This is a genomic window from Sphingomonas sp. LaA6.9 (assembly GCF_022601895.1).
Lineage (GTDB): Bacteria > Pseudomonadota > Alphaproteobacteria > Sphingomonadales > Sphingomonadaceae > Sphingobium_A.
Map to the genome: position 1 here is coordinate 1 of NZ_JAKVIO010000010.1, position 18963 is coordinate 18963.

General features: G+C 64.3%; 17 protein-coding genes. 9 read left to right on the plus strand and 8 right to left on the minus strand.

All coding sequences use genetic code 11. From position 1 onward, the window contains the following. Window positions 1-159 precede the first annotated feature (159 nt). Genes MKI88_RS07300 through MKI88_RS07310 form a run of 3 tightly spaced genes read right to left on the minus strand, consistent with a single transcriptional unit; the run spans window position 160 to window position 2352 of the window. The gene (locus tag MKI88_RS07300) at window positions 160-477 is read right to left on the minus strand and encodes a DUF3325 family protein (protein ID WP_241630353.1); all 318 of its coding nucleotides are present in this window, start codon (window positions 475-477) and stop codon (window positions 160-162) included. Next, the gene (locus MKI88_RS07305; RefSeq protein ID WP_241630355.1) at window positions 467-2056 is read right to left on the minus strand and encodes a PepSY domain-containing protein; all 1590 of its coding nucleotides are present in this window, start codon (window positions 2054-2056) and stop codon (window positions 467-469) included. The genes MKI88_RS07300 and MKI88_RS07305 overlap by 11 nt, the downstream gene beginning before the upstream one ends. After that, window positions 2053-2352, minus strand: coding sequence for an iron transporter (locus MKI88_RS07310; RefSeq protein ID WP_241630357.1), 300 nt, complete (start codon window positions 2350-2352; stop codon window positions 2053-2055). Before MKI88_RS07310 ends, MKI88_RS07305 begins: the two co-directional genes overlap by 4 nt. Before the next feature lie 90 nt (window positions 2353-2442). Between MKI88_RS07310 and MKI88_RS07315 the strand changes: the two genes are divergently transcribed. Then, on the plus strand, window positions 2443-4758 hold the full coding sequence (locus tag MKI88_RS07315; RefSeq protein ID WP_241630358.1) for a TonB-dependent siderophore receptor: 2316 nt from the start codon (window positions 2443-2445) through the stop codon (window positions 4756-4758). Between the two features lie 398 nt (window positions 4759-5156). Then, on the plus strand, window positions 5157-6329 hold the full coding sequence (locus tag MKI88_RS07320; protein WP_241630360.1) for a MaoC family dehydratase N-terminal domain-containing protein: 1173 nt from the start codon (window positions 5157-5159) through the stop codon (window positions 6327-6329). An 86-nt stretch (window positions 6330-6415) separates the two neighbouring features. Here MKI88_RS07320 and MKI88_RS07325 read toward each other — a convergent pair whose 3' ends face one another. Further along, a complete protein-coding gene (locus tag MKI88_RS07325) occupies window positions 6416-7420 on the minus strand; it encodes an AraC family transcriptional regulator (protein WP_241630362.1) in 1005 nt (334 codons plus the stop codon). Between the two features lie 322 nt (window positions 7421-7742). Here MKI88_RS07325 and MKI88_RS07330 point away from each other — a divergent pair, with 322 nt between their 5' ends. The 7 genes from MKI88_RS07330 (at window position 7743) to arsH (ending at window position 12960) form a co-directional block, all read left to right on the plus strand. After that, the gene (locus tag MKI88_RS07330; protein ID WP_241630485.1) at window positions 7743-8015 is read left to right on the plus strand and encodes a helix-turn-helix domain-containing protein; all 273 of its coding nucleotides are present in this window, start codon (window positions 7743-7745) and stop codon (window positions 8013-8015) included. Between the two features lie 6 nt (window positions 8016-8021). Beyond that, window positions 8022-9737, plus strand: coding sequence for a SulP family inorganic anion transporter (locus tag MKI88_RS07335; protein ID WP_241630363.1), 1716 nt, complete (start codon window positions 8022-8024; stop codon window positions 9735-9737). Between the two features lie 100 nt (window positions 9738-9837). Beyond that, window positions 9838-10191 (plus strand): helix-turn-helix transcriptional regulator, encoded by a 354-nt coding sequence (locus tag MKI88_RS07340; protein WP_241630364.1) that lies wholly within the window; start codon window positions 9838-9840, stop codon window positions 10189-10191. An 88-nt stretch (window positions 10192-10279) separates the two neighbouring features. Beyond that, window positions 10280-10711, plus strand: coding sequence for an arsenate reductase (glutaredoxin) (gene arsC / locus MKI88_RS07345; RefSeq protein ID WP_281063722.1), 432 nt, complete (start codon window positions 10280-10282; stop codon window positions 10709-10711). Window position 10712: 1 nt separating this feature from the next. Continuing rightward, complete coding sequence (arsB, locus tag MKI88_RS07350) at window positions 10713-11777, plus strand: ACR3 family arsenite efflux transporter (RefSeq protein ID WP_241630365.1); 1065 nt, start codon at window positions 10713-10715, stop codon at window positions 11775-11777. A 2-nt stretch (window positions 11778-11779) separates the two neighbouring features. Next, on the plus strand, window positions 11780-12217 hold the full coding sequence (gene arsN2 / locus MKI88_RS07355; protein ID WP_241630489.1) for an arsenic resistance N-acetyltransferase ArsN2: 438 nt from the start codon (window positions 11780-11782) through the stop codon (window positions 12215-12217). Beyond that, entirely contained in the window at window positions 12217-12960 is a 744-nt protein-coding gene (arsH, locus tag MKI88_RS07360; RefSeq protein WP_241630367.1) for an arsenical resistance protein ArsH, read from the plus strand. The genes arsN2 and arsH overlap by 1 nt, the downstream gene beginning before the upstream one ends. Window positions 12961-13039: 79 nt before the next feature. On the opposite strand, the gene MKI88_RS07365 is transcribed toward arsH, so the two are convergent. The 4 genes from MKI88_RS07365 to MKI88_RS07380 form a co-directional block, all read right to left on the minus strand. Then, a complete protein-coding gene (locus MKI88_RS07365) occupies window positions 13040-15295 on the minus strand; it encodes a triacylglycerol lipase (protein ID WP_241630368.1) in 2256 nt (751 codons plus the stop codon). 282 nt (window positions 15296-15577) lie between these two features. After that, window positions 15578-16024: a DUF411 domain-containing protein gene (locus MKI88_RS07370; protein ID WP_241630370.1), complete on the minus strand. Its 447-nt coding sequence runs from the start codon at window positions 16022-16024 to the stop codon at window positions 15578-15580. A 28-nt stretch (window positions 16025-16052) separates the two neighbouring features. Next, window positions 16053-17102 carry a copper resistance protein B gene (locus MKI88_RS07375; protein ID WP_241630371.1) on the minus strand — a complete coding sequence of 350 codons (1050 nt, stop codon included), beginning with the start codon at window positions 17100-17102 and terminating at the stop codon, window positions 16053-16055. Further along, window positions 17099-18940 (minus strand): copper resistance system multicopper oxidase, encoded by a 1842-nt coding sequence (locus MKI88_RS07380; RefSeq protein ID WP_241630373.1) that lies wholly within the window; start codon window positions 18938-18940, stop codon window positions 17099-17101. The genes MKI88_RS07375 and MKI88_RS07380 overlap by 4 nt, the downstream gene beginning before the upstream one ends. Between the last annotated feature and the right edge of the window lie 23 nt (window positions 18941-18963).

Sequence of the window (18963 nt, forward strand, 5' to 3'; positions counted from 1 at the left end):
TTAATACCCAAAACACAACACTCACAGCCCCTCGGCAACCAAGCCCAGGGGCTTTTTTCATGGCACCAGCACCCCACGACCGACAACAATACGCGGCGGCCAGAACGCCATAGGACGCCGCCGACAGGCCGTGCACGCGGAACGCGACAAAACTGTCTGCTACAACAAGGCCAGCAAGGTACCGGTGAGTGCAATTGGCGCCCAAAGGCCCAGAGCCAGTTCGCGCGACCTCGACATCAGCAAGACCAGCGCCAGCCCGCCAAGCGACAACAGGCCGATCCAGGCAACCATGCCCTGATATGGACCAAATCGCATCCAGGCGAGCACTGCCGACAGGATAAGCAGCGCGATCCCCGCGACGATCGCCGCGGGGCGCGGGATAGCGCTGCGCAGCGGCCGTGCCGGACGATAGCGCCTGCTGGCGAGGGCGATATTGGCAAGCCCGGCATAGGCGATAAGGGCCGATTCAAGCGGCATCGACTACCTCCCTGCTGGCCGTTGTGACCGGTCGCCGTAGCGCTCTGCCGCGCGCCGGCGCTCCTCGCGCGATCGCAACGCGCCAGGCGGCAAAGCCGAGAGCCGCAGCGATCGTCAGCGCGACTATATCGAAAGCCATGAACAGTTCGTCGCCCGCCATGAGCGAGCGGATGAAGGCGCGATCGGTGGTGAGCGCGTTGACCAGCGGGATTGCGGCAAATGCGGCGGCAGACGCCGTCAGCGTCACGATCCAGGCGCGGCGGACCGAGAGCAGTACCGACAGCGATGCGAGCCCGAACCATGTCCAGAACATCGCGGCAACCTCGATGTCGGCACGCCCCGGCAGATCGGCGGCAAGCAGCCGATTGGCGAGCAGAAATGCGGCGAGCCCGGCGGGCAGGCAGGCGATCGCGCCGATATTGAGCCTTTCCACCACGCGAAATCCGAAAAAGGGCCTTGCGCCCGGCTTACGCCGTTTTGCCGTCCAGAGCACAAGGCCCGTTCCGACCATGGCCGTGCCTGTCAAACCGAGGAGGAAATAGGTCCAGCGCAGCGTCGGTCCTGCAAAGACGCCAAGGTGCAACCCGAGCATCACGCCGGCGGTGGTGATGGCAGGGCCCGGCGCCGGCGAGCCAGAGATTCTCCGTCCGTTCACGGCCGAATAGGTGACCGACTGGCCGCGTGCGTTGAGCGTATCGGCGTTGCTGCGGATCAGCGTCACCGTGGCGGCCATATCATTGGGATTCTGCACGACGATCCGCGCGGGCTGTCCGCCTGACCATTCGGCGGTCGCAGCGGCGGCGAGGCGCGATATCGGGATCATCGGTGCGCGCACGCCCGACGGCTCCTGCTCGGCCTCCATGCCGAAGGCCTCGGCGCTGAATGCGGGCGGCGACGCGTAGTTCGCGGCGATGGGCCAAGGCATGTACATCACCACGAGCGTGATCAGCCCGGTGTAAGTGATCATCGCGTGAAAGGGCAGCGCCAGCACTGCCGACACATTGTGCGCGTCGAGCCAGCTTCGTTGCCCTTTGCCCCATCGCAGCATGAAGAAGTCGACGAAGATGCGCTTGTGCGTGATTACGCCCGACAGGATCGCGCCCAGCATGAACATCGCGCACAGTCCCGCCAGCCAGCGGCCCCAGGGATGGGGAAGCTGGAGCTGGAAGTGGAAGCGGTAGAAATGCTCGCCCCCGCGCGTGTCGCGCGCCGTCAATGGCGTGCCCGTCGCGGGATCGAGGCGCAGTTCGGGCTTGCGCGGTTTGGGCGGCGCCTTTGGATCGGGATTGGGCCGCGCACGCGTGAATATGCGCGTCGTCGTCGTTCTGTCGTCGGGAAGGTAAATCGTCCATTGCGCGTCGTCGGGCGCTACCTTCTGCATGCGCGCGATAGCGGTTTCGGCGGCGCGGGTTGGCGATACCTGTGCGGGACGCAGTTCGGGCTGCATCCAGCGCGTGATCTCGGGCCGGAAATAGCTCGCGGTCCCGGTCAGGAACATCGCGAACAGGATCCAGCCCGCGACCAGCCCCAGCCATGTGTGGATCCACGCCATCGACTGGCGGACGCCATTCCCCTTCATGGCCGGACACCCAGAATCAGAACCGCGCCGATCGAGAGCAGCGCCGATCCCCAGACGACGCCCGCCACACGCCCCAGTCGCGGCTCGTGAAACGCCCAGAGGCCGAGGCATGCATAGATCAGGAAGGAGAGGATCATGCCCCAGCCGGTCGCCTCGGCGCGTGCCACGGGCAGCAGCCGCGCCATGAGGCTCGCCAGGCCCGCAGCCGCGGCATAGTTCCCGATCAGCGCAGTCGCGGAGCGCGCCGCAATCGCCAGTCTTCCTGCTCGTGTTCGCCCGAGCGTATGTCCAGCCACGGCCAATCCCTTATTGCAATCGACTTGCAACTAACACTTATTCGCCCTAACGGCAATTGCGAATCGGTATCAATAGCAAAGGGGTGCAAGATGCAAGTCGTTAACCGGCGCGGAAAAATTCTGGTGGGATTGTCGCGCGTGGCGCTGATCACCTCGGCGCAGACAGCGCCGGTGCCGGCATTCGCGGAAGGTGCCGATGACACTATCGCCAATGACACCATCGTCGTCACCGGCGTGCAGGAAAAGGGCACCGGCTCGGGCACCAAGACCGATACGCCGCTGATGGAAACGCCTCAGAGCATCACCGTCATAGACAATGAGGAGCTGACGCGGCGCAACGCGCTGTCGATCAACCAGGCGCTGACCTATGTCGCGGGTGTTTCCCCCAATCAGCGCGGCGGCATGGTGACGCGGTACGACCAGCTCATCCTGCGCGGCTTTGCGCCCGGCCTCTATCTGGACGGAATGCGGCTGATCGCAGGCCCCTATTCGACGCCGCAGATCGACTTCAACCGCGTCGACCATATCGACGTCGTCAAGGGGCCGGCCTCGGTGCTCTACGGCAACTCGACGCCCGGCGGCCTCGTCAACCTGACAAGCAAGCTGCCCGAGGCCGATGCCTTTGGTCGTATCGAACTGCAGGCGGGCAATTACGACGCGCTGCGTGGCGCGATTGACGTCAACCAGCCACTCGACGCTGACGGACGCCTGCTCTTTCGCGTCGTGGGCGGTTGGCAGAAGAGCGACGGCCTCACTGCGATGACCGAAAGCGAGCGCTATCACGTCAGCCCGATGCTGACCATTGCGCCGGGCCCCGACACCAGTTTCACGCTCGTTGCGGGCTATCAGCATTCGCCCTCGGGCGGCGGCTATTCGGGCGTGCCAGCCTATGGATCGGTGCTGCCCAATCCGGGTGGCGAATTGCCGCGCGACATCAATACCGGCGATCCGGGCTATGAGCGCTACAATCATCACCAGCGCTCGATCGCAGCCTTTTTCCGCCACGATTTCAACGAGCACCTGACCTTCCGCTCGAACGCGCGCTTCCAGAACAACGAGCTCAGCTACCGTCAGCTCTATGTCGCCGGGTTCGCGACGACGGGCACGGGCGTCAACCGCAATAGCAACTATTCGATCATCACGCGCGGCGGCGGCGGGGCCGACGAGGATTATGACACGCTGACGCTCGACAATCATCTGAACGCGAAGTTCGCGACCGGTGCGCTTCGCCACAACGTGCTGGTGGGCATCGACTATCAGAACATCACGGGCGAGAATGTCCAGCAGTTCAACACCGGGCAGACCGCCAATCCGGTGACGAGCATTCCCAACCTCAACCTGTTCAACCCCGTTTATGGCGGGACGTTGCCGAGCTTCGACCTGACGGCTCTCTCGGCGGGTTATGTCAACACCTATGGCAAGCGCAATCAGGTGGGCATTTACCTGCAGGACCAGATCGCCATTGGCCGGCTGCAGTTGATCGCAAGCGGGCGCTATGACTGGTACGATCAGACCACGCGCAACAAGAAGATCGCGGCGGGCCAGCCGGGCGCGGTGACGACGCTGTCGCAGACCGCCTTCACGATGCGGCTCGGGGCGCTCTATGAGTTCGAGTTCGGCGTCTCACCCTATTTCAGCTATTCGGAATCCTTCGAACCACAGGCGGGACAGACCTGGGACGGCATCCCGTTCGACCCGGTCACCGGACGGCAATATGAAGCCGGCGTGAAGTTCCAGCCCAAGGGCACAAACGCGATCTTCACCGCCTCGGCCTATGACCTGCGGCGCCAGAAGGTACCCGTGGGCGATCCTGCCGCGGGCACCGGGGGAATCCCGACCAATGCCCAGATCCAGATCGGCGAGGTGCGCGTGCGTGGCGTGGAACTGGAAGGTCGCGGCGAGATTACGCCCGGCTTCGATATCGTCGTCGCGGGCACCTATACCGATGCGATCATCACCAAGGGCGCGCCCGCCATCGCGCCGACCGCCACCAACAGCGGCACGCCGACGACCACGGGCACGCGCCAGCTCGGCACGCCCGAATGGCTCGCCTCGACGTTCCTGTCCTATGATCTCGGACGCAACACCGGGATCGAGGGGCCATTGGGCGGCCTTACCTTCGGGGGTGGCGTGCGCTATGTCGGCGGCTCTGACGGCACCACCAATTACGCGGTGATCAATGGCGTCACGACCTTCCAGCGTTTTCACACCGACGGCTTCGTCCTGGTCGACGCACTGCTCGGCTATGACCTCGGTCGGGTGAGCACGGCGCTCGAGGGCGTAAGCCTTGCGCTCAACGCCGCCAACCTGTTCGACAAGCGGCACGTTAGCGCCTGCCCCTTCCAGAACAGCTGTTATTTTGGAGCGGGCCGCACCGTGATGGGCTCGGTGCGCTTCGGTTGGTGATGCAGCCATCGTCTTGCCGTGACTCGGCCAAGCCAGACACCTGAAATCCTGATTGCGACGGCTGCTTTTCAGCGTGAAAGCTCGAAAAGCAGCCGTTGATCGCAATCAGCTGCGAAAGCCCACCTTGTCTCTCGCAGCGATGGTTGGCGCAGGGGGCAGCCGGCGTGAATCCTGACCTATCGAACCCCTCGTCCTTTTGACGCTTGCGGCCGTCCGATTTCGCCTGAAATCGCTCACGCGAAGCGTGAGACTTGTCCAAATCGGTCAAGTCATCCAGGGTCGGCCCCACTAGCGTACCCGGCTGACTGCTGTCTCCGGATGCACATCAGGCTGCAGAGCAGCGACCCAGAGCTTCGTCAAATGGGCAGCCGGAGCGCAAATATGACAGGAGAAGATGTGTGACAACGCCGACGCTCGATTGCTCTGATATCGATCGGTATCTGGGCAAGCCAATGCAGCCCGCCCGCATGGTGGAACCTTTCGCCAACAACGACATCCGGCGCTGGGTGCAGGCGATGCACTATCCCAACCGCCTGCACTATGACGCGATGTACGCGATGCAGAGCCGCTTCGGGCAGCTGATCGCACCGCAGAGCTTTCCGGTGACGATGGACGACGGGCACGGATCGGCGCCATCGTGCATCGGCCTGATCCCCGATTCGCACATGCTGTTCGGGGGCGACGAATGGTGGTTCTACGGCCCGCGCATCGTCGCCGGCGACCGCGTGTGGAATGAGCGGATCCCGTTCGACTACACCGTCAAGGAAACCAAGTTCGGCGGGCCGACCTGTTTCCAGCGCGGCGACAATTTCTACTACAACCAGCATGGCGATCTGATTGCCAAGCAGCGCTCGACCTCGATCCGCTACAGCCAGGCCGCCGGCCAGTTGAACACGCCGACCGACAATCAGGACGATCCCGTCTGGACCGACGACGAACTGGAGGCGCTTGAGGCGCGCAAATATGAGTGGATCAAGATGCTCCACGATCTGGGGCACTCGGCACGCTATTGGGATACGGTGAAGGTCGGTGACACGCTGCCCGAGCGCGTGTTCGGCCCGCATTCGATCGTCAGCTTCACCACCGAGTGGCGCTCCTACACCTTCACCCAGTGGGGCTCGATGCACCGCCGCACCGATCTCAACATGGCCGAACTGGGCTTCACCGGCCCGATGGCGGGGCCGGAGCAGGACCCGACCGAGGAGGCGAACAATCCCGAGAATACCGACGGCGCCTATATCGGCCCGTCGCGCGGCCATCTCTTCCCGCGCTGGGCGCGCTTCATCGGCATGCCGCGCGGCTATGGCTATGGCGCGTCGATGGGCGCGTGGATCACCGACTATTTCTCGGGCTGGGCCGGCGAATGGGGCATGGTCCGCCATTCTGCTTGCAACTATCGCAGCCCGGCGCTGACAGGCGATATCACCATCACCACCGGCAGTATCCTCGACAAGTTCGTCGACGAGGCCGGCCGGCATATGGTGCAGGTCGATTGCAGGATGACAAACCAGTCGGGTGCCGTACTGGCGACCGCCAAGGCTGAAATTGAACTGCCGAAAAGGCCGGCCTGATACGACCCAAGCGAGCGGATGAGCGTCCGCTCGCGCCTTCCTGTCGGATCGCTGCGGTTCAAATACTGACCAAATGCAGCGTCGGCTCAGCCGTTCTGAAGACGGCGCTCGGCGCGGATTCGTGTCGGTGAAACCGAAAACCAGCGGTTGCAGCTCCGTGTCATCACCGATTGCTCCGCGAAGCCCAGCTTTTCGGAAATAGCGGCAAAATCCAGGTCGGTCTGCTGAAGATAGTAGAGCATGATGTCGCCGCGGACCTCGTCCTTGATCTGTTGAAACGAGGTTCCCTCCGCCTTGAGTCGCCGGTGCAGAGTGCGCGGATGCAGATTGAGATCCGCGGCGATGTGCTCGTTCGAGCACTCGCCCGTCCACACCCGCTGCATGATGAGCCCGCGCGCCTGCGCATGGAGCGGGGGATGTCGCCGCGTGAATTCGCGGTCGATAAACGCGGTCACCGCGGCATAGGCCTTTGCGTCGGGATCTGTGATCGCACAGGCCAGATCCTCATAGGAAAAGGTCACGCCGTTTTCATTCTGGCCAAAATGGACATCGCATCCGAAAGCCTGGCGGTAAGCTTTGAGCGATGACACGGGCTGATGCCGGAAGTGGACACGGCGTACCTGTGCGCGTCCTCCTGTCAGCTCCATCGCCGCGAGATGGCCGAGCAACAGCATCTGCTCAATCGCCTGACCCTTGTTCGGCATGCGGTCCAGCAGGATGTCGTGCCCGACAAACACGTGCTTCACCGACGGGAAATGCCTCAACCAGACATGCACCGCGAGGCTGTGCGCGTAGCTGTGCTTACAGGCATAATCGAGCGCCTCGCCGAACGTTCGTGAATAGCGCATCGCAAAACCCAGCGGCCCGAACATGCTGCCGCTTTGACGCTTCGCCAGTCGCATCCCGAAATCGGGACAATCGAGTTCGGTGGCCGCAAGCTCGAGAAGATGGACCATCTGCCGGTAGCTGATGGCGGGCTCGACCTCCGAGAGTGCCCCTGACCCGAATCCGGCCTTCCGGAGCATGGCTTGCAGGTCGCCGCCCAGCTCGGCGACGAGATCGGGGAAGAAGCGCAGCACTCTTGCGTGCACGACGTCGAAATCCTCGCTGGACCGGGATCTTTCTTCGACCGGCGACCTGGGCACACTTGCGTGCACGACGTCGAAATCCTCGCTGGACCGGGATCTTTCTTCGACCGGCGACCTGGGCACACTGTCTCCTGATATCTGCGCGCAGGAGCGCACGAGCGCACGCGCATTTTCGCGATGCGCTAGCGAGCGCAAATGTCCGAAAAGATCAAGCGGTCATCGCCGTTCCGCTCGACCTCGGCGATGACCAGCAGATCACGGACCAGTGCTCTTGGCAGGGTCCAGCACATGACTTATGATGCATGAAGCATCAGGAGTGAATGATATAATTACTGCAAGCCAGCTTCGTGCCGCACGGGCGCTACTCGGCCTCGACCAGCGTCAGCTCGCCGAACGCGCTGGCGTGTCACTCCCCACAATCCAGCGGATGGAGGCCTCGGACGGTGTGGTGCGAGGGGTGATCGATACACTGATGAAAGTGATCGAGGCGCTGGAATCGGCGGGGATAGAACTTATTGGCGAGAACCAGCAGAGCGCCGGGACCGGGCGGGGCGTTCGTCTGCGGGAGCCGGCACCGCGGCCACCCAGGGAAGGCTGAGCGGCGATGCCGATGTTCGACACGATGGCCGATCGGCTGAATGCGAGACGGCGGGACAGGGTGCGCGCCCCGCGCGAGCCAGGCGGTTTCACGCCCAAGCTCCTGACCGTGTTGCGCGAGGGTTATGGATTTGATCGCTTCCGCGCTGATGTCGTTGCGGGGTTGACCGTCGCAATCGTGGCGCTTCCGCTCGCCATGGCGCTTGGCGTGGCCTCGGGGGCGTCGCCCGACAAGGGGCTCATCACCGCTATCGTGGCCGGCCTCTTCATTTCGTTGCTGGGTGGCTCGCGCGTCCAGATCGGTGGGCCGACGGGGGCGTTCGTCGTCGTCGTTTTCAATGTGATCGCCGCGCATGGCTATGACGGGCTGATGCTCGCGACATTGATGGCGGGCATAATCCTGATCGCAGCGGGCTACATGCGGTTTGGGCGGCTCATTCGCTACATCCCGCATCCCGTGATCACCGGTTTCACGGCCGGCATCGCGGTGATCATCGCATCGAGCCAGATCAAGGATTTCCTGGGGCTCGCCGTCGTTGACGTTCCCGCGGACTTCATCCCCAAATGGATCGCCTATGCGCGCGCAGCGGCCACGACTGATCCGGCAACCGCGGGCATCGGTCTGGGTGCGCTCACACTGATCCTCATGCTGCGCCGTTTCGCGCCGAAGCTTCCCGCCTATCTGATCGTGATCGTCCTCGCGTCTGTCGCAGTGACGCTGTTCGGCATAGCGGTCGAAACGATCGGCTCACGCTTTCCCGACATGCCGCACGGGCTCCCGATGCCGACTTTGCCCGCCTTTTCGCTTACCAAGGTCCAGGAAGTCATGCCCGCGGCTTTCACCATCGCCTTTCTCGCGGGGATCGAGGCGCTGCTTTCCTGCGTCGTTGCCGATGGAATGACAGGCTTTCGTCACCGCTCCAATCAGGAGCTGGTCGGTCAGGGCGTGGGCAATGTCGCCTCCGCTCTGTTCGGCGGGCTTCCCGCCACCGGTGCGCTCGCACGCACGGCCACCAATGTGAAGGCAGGCGGACGCTCGCCCGTATCGGGAATTTTTCACGCGTTGTTCCTGCTTGTCTTCGTGGTCTTTGCCGGCAAGCTGATGGCCTATGTGCCGCTTGCGGCGCTTGCGGCGGTCTTGCTGATGATTGCCTGGGGGATGAGCGAGGCCGAGCGTTTCGTGGCGCTTCTCCGCATGCCGATTGGCGAGCGGGGCGTGCTCATCCTGACTTTCCTGCTCACGGTGCTCGTTGACCTGACGGTCGCGATCGGCGTCGGCGTCACGATTGCGAGCCTGCTTTTCATGGCGCGGATGAGCGAGACGGTGACCGTCACGGCAACGCGGATCGACGAGAGTGAGGACGCGGCGCAGCGCGACCGGTTGCCCGAGGATGTCGAGGTGTTCCGGATCGCGGGGCCGTTTTTCTTCGGCGTGGCCGGGGAGTTGCTCGATGCGCTCAAGCGAATCGGTCGCCTGCCGCGCGTCATCATCCTCCGCCTGGAGCTCGTGCCCTATCTCGACGCGAGCGGTGTTGCGGCGCTGCAGGAGTTCATCGCGCAGGCGCGTGCCGACGGCACGGTGGTGATCCTGTCAGAAGCCCGGAGCCAGCCCTTTCGTCTGCTCAAGCGCAGCGGGCTTGGCCGATCGACCGGCGTGGTGCGGCATGCACGGAATTACGATGCCGCGCTCGTTCTGGCTCGAAAGCTGAGCATCATCGACTGACAGAGCTTGCAGCCCTCGGCTGCCAGTTCGGCGGAGATCGGGCCCTTCACCCAAATGTAAGGGGTTGCGTTATCATCAATACTTCCATTAATCTGGATACATGGATAATGAGTCGGCGATTGGCGCGCTCGGTGCGCTCGCACAAGGGACGCGCCTCGATACATTCCGCCTGCTGGTGCGACATGAACCTCATGGCATCGCGGCGGGCGAGATTGCCCGGCGGATCGACGTGCCGCAGAACACGATGTCCGCGCACCTTGCGATCCTTGCGCGCGCTGGACTCGTCCGGTCCGAGCGCCAGAGCCGCTCGATCATTTACCGCGCCGATCTGGAGCGCCTGCGCGAGTTGACCTTGTTCCTGATCACCGATTGCTGCGGTGGCAGTGCGGACGCGTGCGCGCCGCTCATCGCCGAGCTTATTCCATGCTGCCCCGACATGGTGGCCGTGCCGTGAATACCGAACGCCAGCCCAAGGGCGAGATCGGGAGCGATTTCGGGCGTGCAGACATCAATTCCCAGACGGAGCCTCCGGCGTGAGCGACATCGACATCATCATCTACCACAATCCCGATTGCGGCACCTCGCGCAACACGCTGGCGATGATCCGCAATGCCGGCATCGAGCCGCATGTGATCGAATATCTGAAGACGCCGCCATCGCGCGCAATGCTCGTCTCGCTGGTCGCGCGGATGGGCCACGGGCCGCGCCCGCTGCTGCGCGAGAAGGGCACGCCCCATGCCGAGCTCGGGCTCGGCGACGAGACGCTCTGTGATGAGGCACTGATCGACGCGATGATGGAGCATCCGATCCTGATCAACCGGCCGATCGTGGTATCGCCGCTTGGCGTGAAGCTCTGTCGCCCGTCGGAGGAGGTGCTCGATCTGCTGCCGGTCGCGCAGCAGGGCGCCTTCACCAAGGAGGATGGCGAACATGTCGTCGACGCCGCGGGCAACCGCGTCTCGCAAGGCGCCTGACATGGCGACCGCCGCTTCCGCAGCCCCACCCGCGATCAGCAGCTTCGAGCGCTGGCTCTCGGTCTGGGTGGCACTGTGCATCGTCGCGGGGATCGCGCTCGGCTACGCCTTTCCCGGCCTGTTCGCGCTGATCGCATCGGCCGAGGTCGCGCGCGTCAATCTTGTCGTCGCGGTGCTGATCTGGCTGATGATCATCCCCATGCTCCTGAAGATCGACTTCGGCGCGCTGGGTTCGGTCAGGCAGCACTGGAGGGGGGTCGGCGTCACGCTCTTCATCAACTGGGCGGTCAAGCCCTTCTCGATGACGCTGCTCGCCACCTTTTTCCTCGGCTGGTTGTTCGCGCCTTTGCTGCCCGCGAGCGAGATTTCGTCCTATATCGCGGGGCTCATCATCCTTGCCGCCGCACCCTGCACCGCGATGGTCTTCGTCTGGTCGAACCTGTGCGAAGGCGAGCCCAACTATACGCTGAGCCAGGTGGCGTTGAACGACCTGATCATGGTGTTCGCCTTTGCGCCGATCGTGGGGCTGCTGCTCGGCGTCGCCGCGATCACCGTGCCGTGGAACACGCTGCTCCTGTCGGTCGTGCTCTATATCGTCGTGCCCGTCATCATAGCGCAGCTGGTCCGCCGCAATGTGCTTGTGCGCGGCGGGAAGCCAGCGCTCGACCGGCTGCTGGGGGGGCTTGGACCGGTCTCGCTGGTCGCGCTGCTCGCCACGCTCGTGCTGCTCTTCGGCTTCCAGGGCGAAGCGATCGTCGCGCGCCCGCTCGTGATCGCGCTGATCGCGGTGCCGATCCTGTTCCAGGTTTATCTGAACGCGGGGCTGGCCTATTGGCTGAGCCGCCGCTTCGGCGTCGCATGGTGCGTAGCGGCGCCCGCCGCGCTGATCGGCGCATCCAACTTCTTCGAGCTGGCGGTCGCTGCCGCGATAAGTCTTTTCGGCCTCAATTCGGGGGCCGCACTCGCGACCGTGGTTGGTGTCCTCGTCGAAGTGCCGGTGATGCTCTCGGTCGTCAGCCTCGCGAAGCGGACGCGGCCATGGTACGAACGCGGGGCCGTGGCTTGACCGTGCTGCAGGGATTGAGGCTTGATCCCGCGAATCTGGGTGAGCTGGCGAACGCGCTCGCGGCCGAGGGGCTTCCCGTCGCTGACCTGGCCGAGCCCGGGCGCATCTTCTTCCGCTTCGATGACGGGACGCTGGCGGGCTATGGCGGGCTCGAGGGCACGGGCGCCGACCGGCTGCTGCGATCGCTCGTCGTTCCTTTCGGCCGGCGATATGCCGGCGTTGGTTCGTCTTTGCTTGCTGCGCTCGAAAAGGAAGCGGTCGCCCTCGGCGTCGCGCGCCTGCATCTGCTCACCACCACCGCCGCGCCCTTCTTTCGCGCGCATGGCTATGTCGACGCACCCCGAGCGGCCGCGCCTGCAACCATCGCGGCCTCGGCCGAGTTCACGGCGCTCTGTCCGGCAAGTGCCGCCTATCTCATCAAGACACTGGAAAACCGATAATGCGCCTTCGCACGCTTTCTGATCCGGATGGCCTTCCCAACCTCGACGACCGATTTGCATATGGGCGCCCCGCGTTCGGCCTCGGCGCCGTTGACCCGGCCCCGCGCATCCTGTTGCTCTATGGTTCTTTGCGCGAGCGATCATTTTCGCGCCTGGCCGTGGAAGAGGCTGCGCGGCTGCTTCAGTATTTTGGTGCCGAGACGCGCATCTTCGATCCTTTCGACCTGCCACTGCCCGATCAGGTCCATGGTGACGATCATCCGGCAGTCCATGAGCTGCGCGAGCATGCGATGTGGTCGGAAGGCATGGTCTGGTGCAGCCCCGAGCGCCACGGCCAGATCACGGGCATCATGAAGGCGCAGATCGATCATCTGCCGCTTGAAATGAAGGGCATGCGCCCGACCCAGGGGCGCACGCTGGCGGTGATGCAGGTTTCGGGTGGCTCGCAGTCGTTCAACGCGGTCAATACGCTCCGCCTGCTCGGACGCTGGATGCGGATGTTCACGATTCCCAACCAGTCGTCGGTTGCGATGGCGTGGAAGGAATTTGACGAAGCGGGTCGCATGAAGCCCTCGAGCTACTATGACCGCATCGTCGACGTGATGGAGGAGTTGGTGCGGTTCACCGTGCTGATGCGCCCCCACGCCGTCCAGCTCGTCGATCGCTACTCCGAGCGCAAGTCAGCCGGCCTTGTCGTCGATCCCGCAAGGGACCTGTCCAGCGTGGCCATAACGGGCAGGTAAGCCGGGGCACGATCTCTCCGCCGAAATGATCGACAACCCGATTCGAACGCCGTCGCCGGCGGCAGCAGCGTTCGCGTCGTCAATGGGCGTTCGACCAGGTCGAGAGGACGACCTCCCGTTCGGCTTGGTCCTCGTTTTGCAGTGTCAGTGTCCAGTTTCCCCTGGCGATCGGGTGGGCGACGAAGAAGGATCGAAAGATCTGGCTGGCTTCGGGCGTGCCGGTCAGGCTGGTGCCCATAACCGCGCCCTTGTCGTCGATCAGCGTCGCCGACACCATGTTCGCGGCGACGAACGTCAGGCCGAAGTTCCGTGCATCTTCGACCGGGAGGGACACCTTCATGGTCTCGCCCGGAGCAAGCCGCACGATCTTCGCGAAATCGGGCGCTACCGAAACGGAGCCTGTCAGCTGCTCAAGAGACACGAGCAAGGCGAGACTGGCAGGTGCAGCGGCGAGCCCGCCCGCGGCTCCGCTGGATGACGGCTTCTGCGCGGATGGATTGCTGCCCGATTTCTGCTTGTCGGGCCCGATCGCGATGCGCGGCCTGACAAAGGACGAGAAGACCGAGGCGGTCGCCATTTTGATGTGAATAACGTCCTGCTGCGCATTGTCCTCGATCGTCCAGGTCGCAGACGGCACGGTGACCACCCCGTCATTGCGGTCGAACATATAGCAGACGACGGGCAGCGGGTTTCCGGCGAGGATCGAGAACTCCACGCCCTTGCGGTTGGTGTGCTCGGAGTTGAACTGCGCCACCACGCTCGGCCGCAATTCGCGCAGCGCGTTCATCGTCCGGTCGGTCGTCTCCAGCGGCGCGCTGATCAGGTCGGCGCAGCGGCTGCCCATATTGGGCGTGCCGAGCATGACGAGATGCGACACCTGCGGCTTGCCATCGGGATAGACCGGCATCGCCGCGTGGATGTAGCGCCGGCTGATCAGCCCGCCCATCGAATGCGCGACGAGATCGACATGCCAGGCGTTGCGGTCCTTCTGGGCATAGTTGATGTAGCTGCGCAGCTCACTGGCGTTGTCGGCGATCGTGTTGGTGGGCCCAAGATTGCCGACGAACTCGCCGGTGCTCATCTTGCCGTGCTCGGCCTTCTGCCCGACCGGGAAGGCTTTCCAGTCATAGCTATGGGCGCTGGTCAGGATGTTCTGCCAGCTTTCCCACGCCGTCCAGTTCGACCACAGACCATGCACGAGCACGACCGGCCTGGGCGCGACCTTCAGGTTCCTGGTCGTTTCGTCGACCGTCTTGCCCGAATCCACGACCTCGGCCTTGATGCGCTGCGTCGTCCGCGGGCGCCCGTCATCGTACCAGGCATAGCCCGAGCTATCCCATTCGAACGTCACTTCGCGCTCTTCGCCGGAGGGCACGGTGACCGAAAGCTCCTCGAGCAACCCGTCGGGGCGTGCGCCGTCCCATCTGTCGCCCTTATAGGTGTCGCGGAACTTGATCGTCGCTGATTTCTCTTCGGGACCGTCATTGGCGACGACCGCGGTGATCTGGACGAGGTTGCCGTCGATCGTGCCGGTCTGCTCCGGAATTTCCTGCCATTCGCCCCAGTTGGGAAAGCGCATATGCTCGAACTTGACGTCGACCAGGCGCAGCGCACCGCCGCAGCGGCGCAGGTTCCAGCGAAGCGTCTCGGTCACGTTGTAGGCGGTGACCGAATGGCTGCCCGCGAGCCGGTCGGGGCTGGACGGGTTGAACCGGTCTTCGCCGCTGCTGGAAAAGCGCACCCCGTCGATCGTCGTCGGCATGTCGGCGATATTGTTGCTCGTGCCCTGTCTGGCAGTGCACTGGCCGCCGAAGCTCGACGAGGTCGATCCCGATACGGTTCCCTGCACCTCGGGGAGCCGGACGCCAACGCTGTAGGTGCCGTCCGAATCCATAGTGACGTCGACATCGGCGTCCAGCCCGCTGCCACTCGCCCGGGTCTGGCTTTGCGTGATGAAACTGCCCGACATCGAGCGCGGGGTGCGCTCATGCGGGCAGACATAGCGATCCTGCGCGGATTTGGTCTCGGTCGAGACAGAGTTCAGGCTGATATTCGCCTTGCCGGCGCTGACATCGGGATCCGGCGTCTCGCGGACCGCCACCTGCGCGGCATAGTCATAGGTCATCGACCAGTTGGTGGTTTCGTTGCCCTTGCCCGTAACGCGTTGCTCGGTCCTGGAGTCGCTGTTGGACTGGGATCGCGTATATTGCACCGATCCCGTCCAGCCGCGCGCACATCGCGCGGCGGACCCCGACGCGCTGGCCGTGACCGGGATGGCCGCGCCCGACAGCATCAATCCGATCGCGAGTGCCGGCAAGGTGCGCGCAACGATCATCCATATCCTCCAGTTCGTGCTGCGGCGCAGATTCGCAGATACGCCGCGCTGGCGAAGGATGCGCCCCCGGGTCCGCGATTAGTCGCGGGGCACGACGGCGCATCTCACATGCTGCCAATCCGGGGGGCTGCGCGACGCAAACGTTGCCCGGCGATGAGATCCGTCCTGGGTGCGACGAGGCCGTCCGCAAAGGACCTCGCGCGCGATCATCAGGACAGTCCGGGCAGCTTCAGCACCGCCCGTACATGTGCGGGACGGAGATGGCAGCGTGCATGACGTTCCTCAGCTGTTGTGGCGTGCGTAGACGCGCCGACCGGCCGGCCCGAACGCAATGACGTCATAGGCCTGGGGCCGGACGCCAGCCACTTCCATGCCGGGAGAGCCGAGGGGCATGCCTGCGACCGCCAGCCCCTTGATCCCCTTGGGACGCTGAGCCAGCACACGCTTCATGTCGGCGATCGGCACATGTCCCTCGAAGACCATGCCGTCGACAATGGCCGTGTGGCACGACGACAGATCCGCCGGCACACCGCGGGTCTTCTGAAACGCAGCGCGCCGTTGATCGTCGATCATGGTGACGCGCCGGCCGAATTGTTGACGGACCTGCGCGGTCCATTTTTCGCAACAGCCGCAGCCTGGGTCGCGATGGACGAGAATGTCGCTGGCGGCGATCGCAGCGGCAGGCGCGCCAAGCGCCAGCAGCGCGGCCAGGAACGTCGGCTTCTTCATCCAGCATCTCCCTTTGATCTTCGGCTTCTCAAAACCAGGCGCGCACGCCGACGACGAAGCTCGTGGCCTCGACATCCTCGCCTTCAGCGCGCGCGAACCGCGCCGTGTCGCCGATCCGGCGGTCCCACGACACGCCGATATAGGGCGCGAATTCGCGTGCGATCTCGTAGCGCAGCCGCAGGCCCAGCTCGACGTCGCTCAAGCCGGAGCCGATGCCCGTTTCGGGCACGTCCTGCGCGGCGAAGTTGAGTTCGGCACGCGGCTGCAGGATCCATCGCTGGGTGATGCGCTGGTCGTAATAGCCTTCCAGCCGGCCGAGCACATCACCCTTGTCCGAGACGAACAGCGCGCCTTCGACCTCGAACCAATAAGGCGCCAGGCCCTCGAAGCCGATGGTCGCGTAGGTGCGCGACGGATTGGGCTTGATGTCGTAGCGAACACCCGCCTGAACGTTGAAGTAAGGGCCGATCGCACGGGCATAGAGCGCCTGGATCTCGGCATCCTCGACGCCCTCGCCAAAAGCGCCGGAGCCCTCGGACTTCACGACCAGGCGGTTGATGTCGCCACCGAACCAGCCTTCGCCATCCCAGCGGAATCCGTCATGGCCATTTTTGACCTGATATTCCGCGAGGTTGAACATCAGCTGCGAGAACGTGCCCCCGCCATGCTCCTGGCGGAGCTGCCGGCGCGAGCCGGACATCGCCGCCTCGCCCCAGACGGTATCCGCATAATTGGGCTCGGACGCTGCCGGCGCCGGCGCTTCGCCCGGGGCAAGCGCGGTGCCGCCCGTGCCATGGCCGGACATCTCCTGGCCGCCCGTTTGCCGCATCGTCGACATGTCGTGCCCTGCATGGGGATCAACTGGCAGCGTGTCGGCCGGTTGCGGTGGAGCATTTTTGCGGGCCGGCGTGGGGGTGCAGTGCCCCATGGCGGCGTGCTCCGGCGGGCAGTCCGCCTGTTCCTGCGTGGCCGGCTTCGCAGGCGCCATGTGCATCTGGCCATGGTCCATCGTCTGCGCCCCGGCAGGGGCGGCGACGGCCAGGAGCGAGCTGCCTGCGAGAAGACGCAGCACCTTCATGCGCCTTCTCCAAGGCGCGGCCGGACGGTCACGACCTGCATCATGCCGGCATGCATGTGGTAAAGCAGATGGCAGTGAAACGCCCAGTCCCCGACCGCATCGGTGGTGACGTCGAAGGTCACCTTGCCGCCCGGCTGGACCTGCACCGTGTGCTTTCTCGGCGCATATTCACCGTGACCTGTCACCAGCTCAAAGAAATGGCCGTGGAGATGGATGGGGTGTCCCATCATCGTGTCGTTGACCAGCGTGACACGGACGCGCTCGTCCTTGAGGAAGGGGATAGGCTCCTTCACCTCGCTCAGCTTCTCGCCGTCGAACGCCCACATATAGCGTTCCATATTGCCGGTGAGGTGGATTTCCATCGCGCGGTCGGGCGCACGGACGTCGGGATTGCGCCCGAGCGCCATGAGGTCGCGATAGACCAGCACCTTGTGGCCCACATCCTCGAGCCCCTGTCCGGGTTCGCCGGTGCGATCGACGGGCATCGGCGAGATCGACTGGACAGTGGGCGTGTCCTTCACGGTCGGCGCAAGCGACATGTCGCGCATCGAATGCTTCATCCCGCCGGCGCCATGATCCATGCCAGCCATTTCGGCGCCGCCTGCCGGCATGGCATGCCCCATTGCCGCATGGTCGACCGCCGGTTGCGCGGGCGTGCAATGACCCATCGCGGCATGTTCCGGCGGGCAGTCCCCTGCGGCGGGCGTGGTACCCGTCTGACCATGGTCCATCCCGCCCATGCCCATGTCCTTCATCGTCGCGAGCGGGCGCGGGCGGAGCGGAGGAATCTCGGCGGCCATGCCCGCGCGCGGCGCGAGGGTCGCGCGCGCCATGCCTGACCGGTCGACGCTCTCGCCGACGAGCGTATAGGCACGGTCGTCCGTGGGCTGGACGATGACGTCATAGGTCTCTGCGACGGCGATCTGGAATTCGTCGACCGTGACCGGCCTCACATTGAGACCGTCGGCCTGCACGACCGTCAGCTTCAGACCGGGAATGCGCACGTTGAACGTCGTCATCGCCGATGCGTTGACGAAGCGCAGACGGACGCGTTCGCCCGGGCGGAACAGCGCGGTCCAGTTGTCCATCGGGCCATGGCCGTTGACGAGGAAGGTGTAGGTCGATCCGGTCACGTCGCTGACGTCGGTCGGGTCCATCCGCATGCCGCCCCACATCATTCGCTCCTTGAGAGGCTGGTCCTTCCCCTTGAGAAGCCCTGCGAGCGTCTGCTTCTGGTAATTGAAATAGCCGCCCTGCAGCTTGAGCTTGCGGAAGATCGCATGCGGATGGAGCTGGCTGTGGTCCGACAGCACGATCACATGCTCGCGGTCGGACTGGATGGGATCATCACCGGCGGGGTCGATGACGATGGGCCCGTAATGGCCCATCTGCTCCTGAAGACCCGAATGACTGTGATACCAATAAGTGCCCGCCTGCTGGATCGGGAATTCATAGGTGAAGGTCGAGCGCGGCTTGATGCCGGGGAAGCTGACGCCGGGCACCCCATCCATCTGGAAGGGTACGAGCAGCCCGTGCCAGTGGATCGAACTGTCTTCGTCGAGATCGTTGGTCACCGACAGGCGGACCGTGGTGCCTTCCTTCAGGCGAACGAGTGGCGCGGGCACGGTGCCGTTGACTCCGATCGCATGGCTTTCGCGTCCGTCGATCATCATCATCTGATGCGCGATCCGAAGCGAGATGTCGGTTCCCGACACCGTGGGCAGCGGCTTTGCGATCCCGGCCGACACCGGTTGGGCCCAGGCGGGGAACCAGGCCGACAGCGCGGCCGTGCCGCCTGTGAGCGCCGCGCCGCGCAACAGCGTCCGGCGATCGAGCATGGATAAGGTCATTTTTGTGCGGG

Excerpts from the sequence above, each read along its gene's own strand:
- MKI88_RS07300 (WP_241630353.1), bottom strand. The coding sequence starts at position 477 with ATGCCGCTTGAATCGGCCCTTATCGCCTATGCCGGGCTTGCCAATATC.
- MKI88_RS07305 (WP_241630355.1), bottom strand. The coding sequence starts at position 2,056 with ATGAAGGGGAATGGCGTCCGCCAGTCGATGGCGTGGATCCACACATGG.
- MKI88_RS07315 (WP_241630358.1), top strand. The coding sequence starts at position 2,443 with ATGCAAGTCGTTAACCGGCGCGGAAAAATTCTGGTGGGATTGTCGCGC.
- MKI88_RS07335 (WP_241630363.1), top strand. The coding sequence starts at position 8,022 with ATGCCGATGTTCGACACGATGGCCGATCGGCTGAATGCGAGACGGCGG.
- MKI88_RS07340 (WP_241630364.1), top strand. The coding sequence starts at position 9,838 with ATGGATAATGAGTCGGCGATTGGCGCGCTCGGTGCGCTCGCACAAGGG.
- arsB (WP_241630365.1), top strand. The coding sequence starts at position 10,713 with ATGGCGACCGCCGCTTCCGCAGCCCCACCCGCGATCAGCAGCTTCGAG.
- arsH (WP_241630367.1), top strand. The coding sequence starts at position 12,217 with ATGCGCCTTCGCACGCTTTCTGATCCGGATGGCCTTCCCAACCTCGAC.
- MKI88_RS07365 (WP_241630368.1), bottom strand. The coding sequence starts at position 15,295 with ATGATCGTTGCGCGCACCTTGCCGGCACTCGCGATCGGATTGATGCTG.
- MKI88_RS07370 (WP_241630370.1), bottom strand. The coding sequence starts at position 16,024 with ATGAAGAAGCCGACGTTCCTGGCCGCGCTGCTGGCGCTTGGCGCGCCT.
- MKI88_RS07375 (WP_241630371.1), bottom strand. The coding sequence starts at position 17,102 with ATGAAGGTGCTGCGTCTTCTCGCAGGCAGCTCGCTCCTGGCCGTCGCC.
- MKI88_RS07380 (WP_241630373.1), bottom strand. The coding sequence starts at position 18,940 with ATGCTCGATCGCCGGACGCTGTTGCGCGGCGCGGCGCTCACAGGCGGC.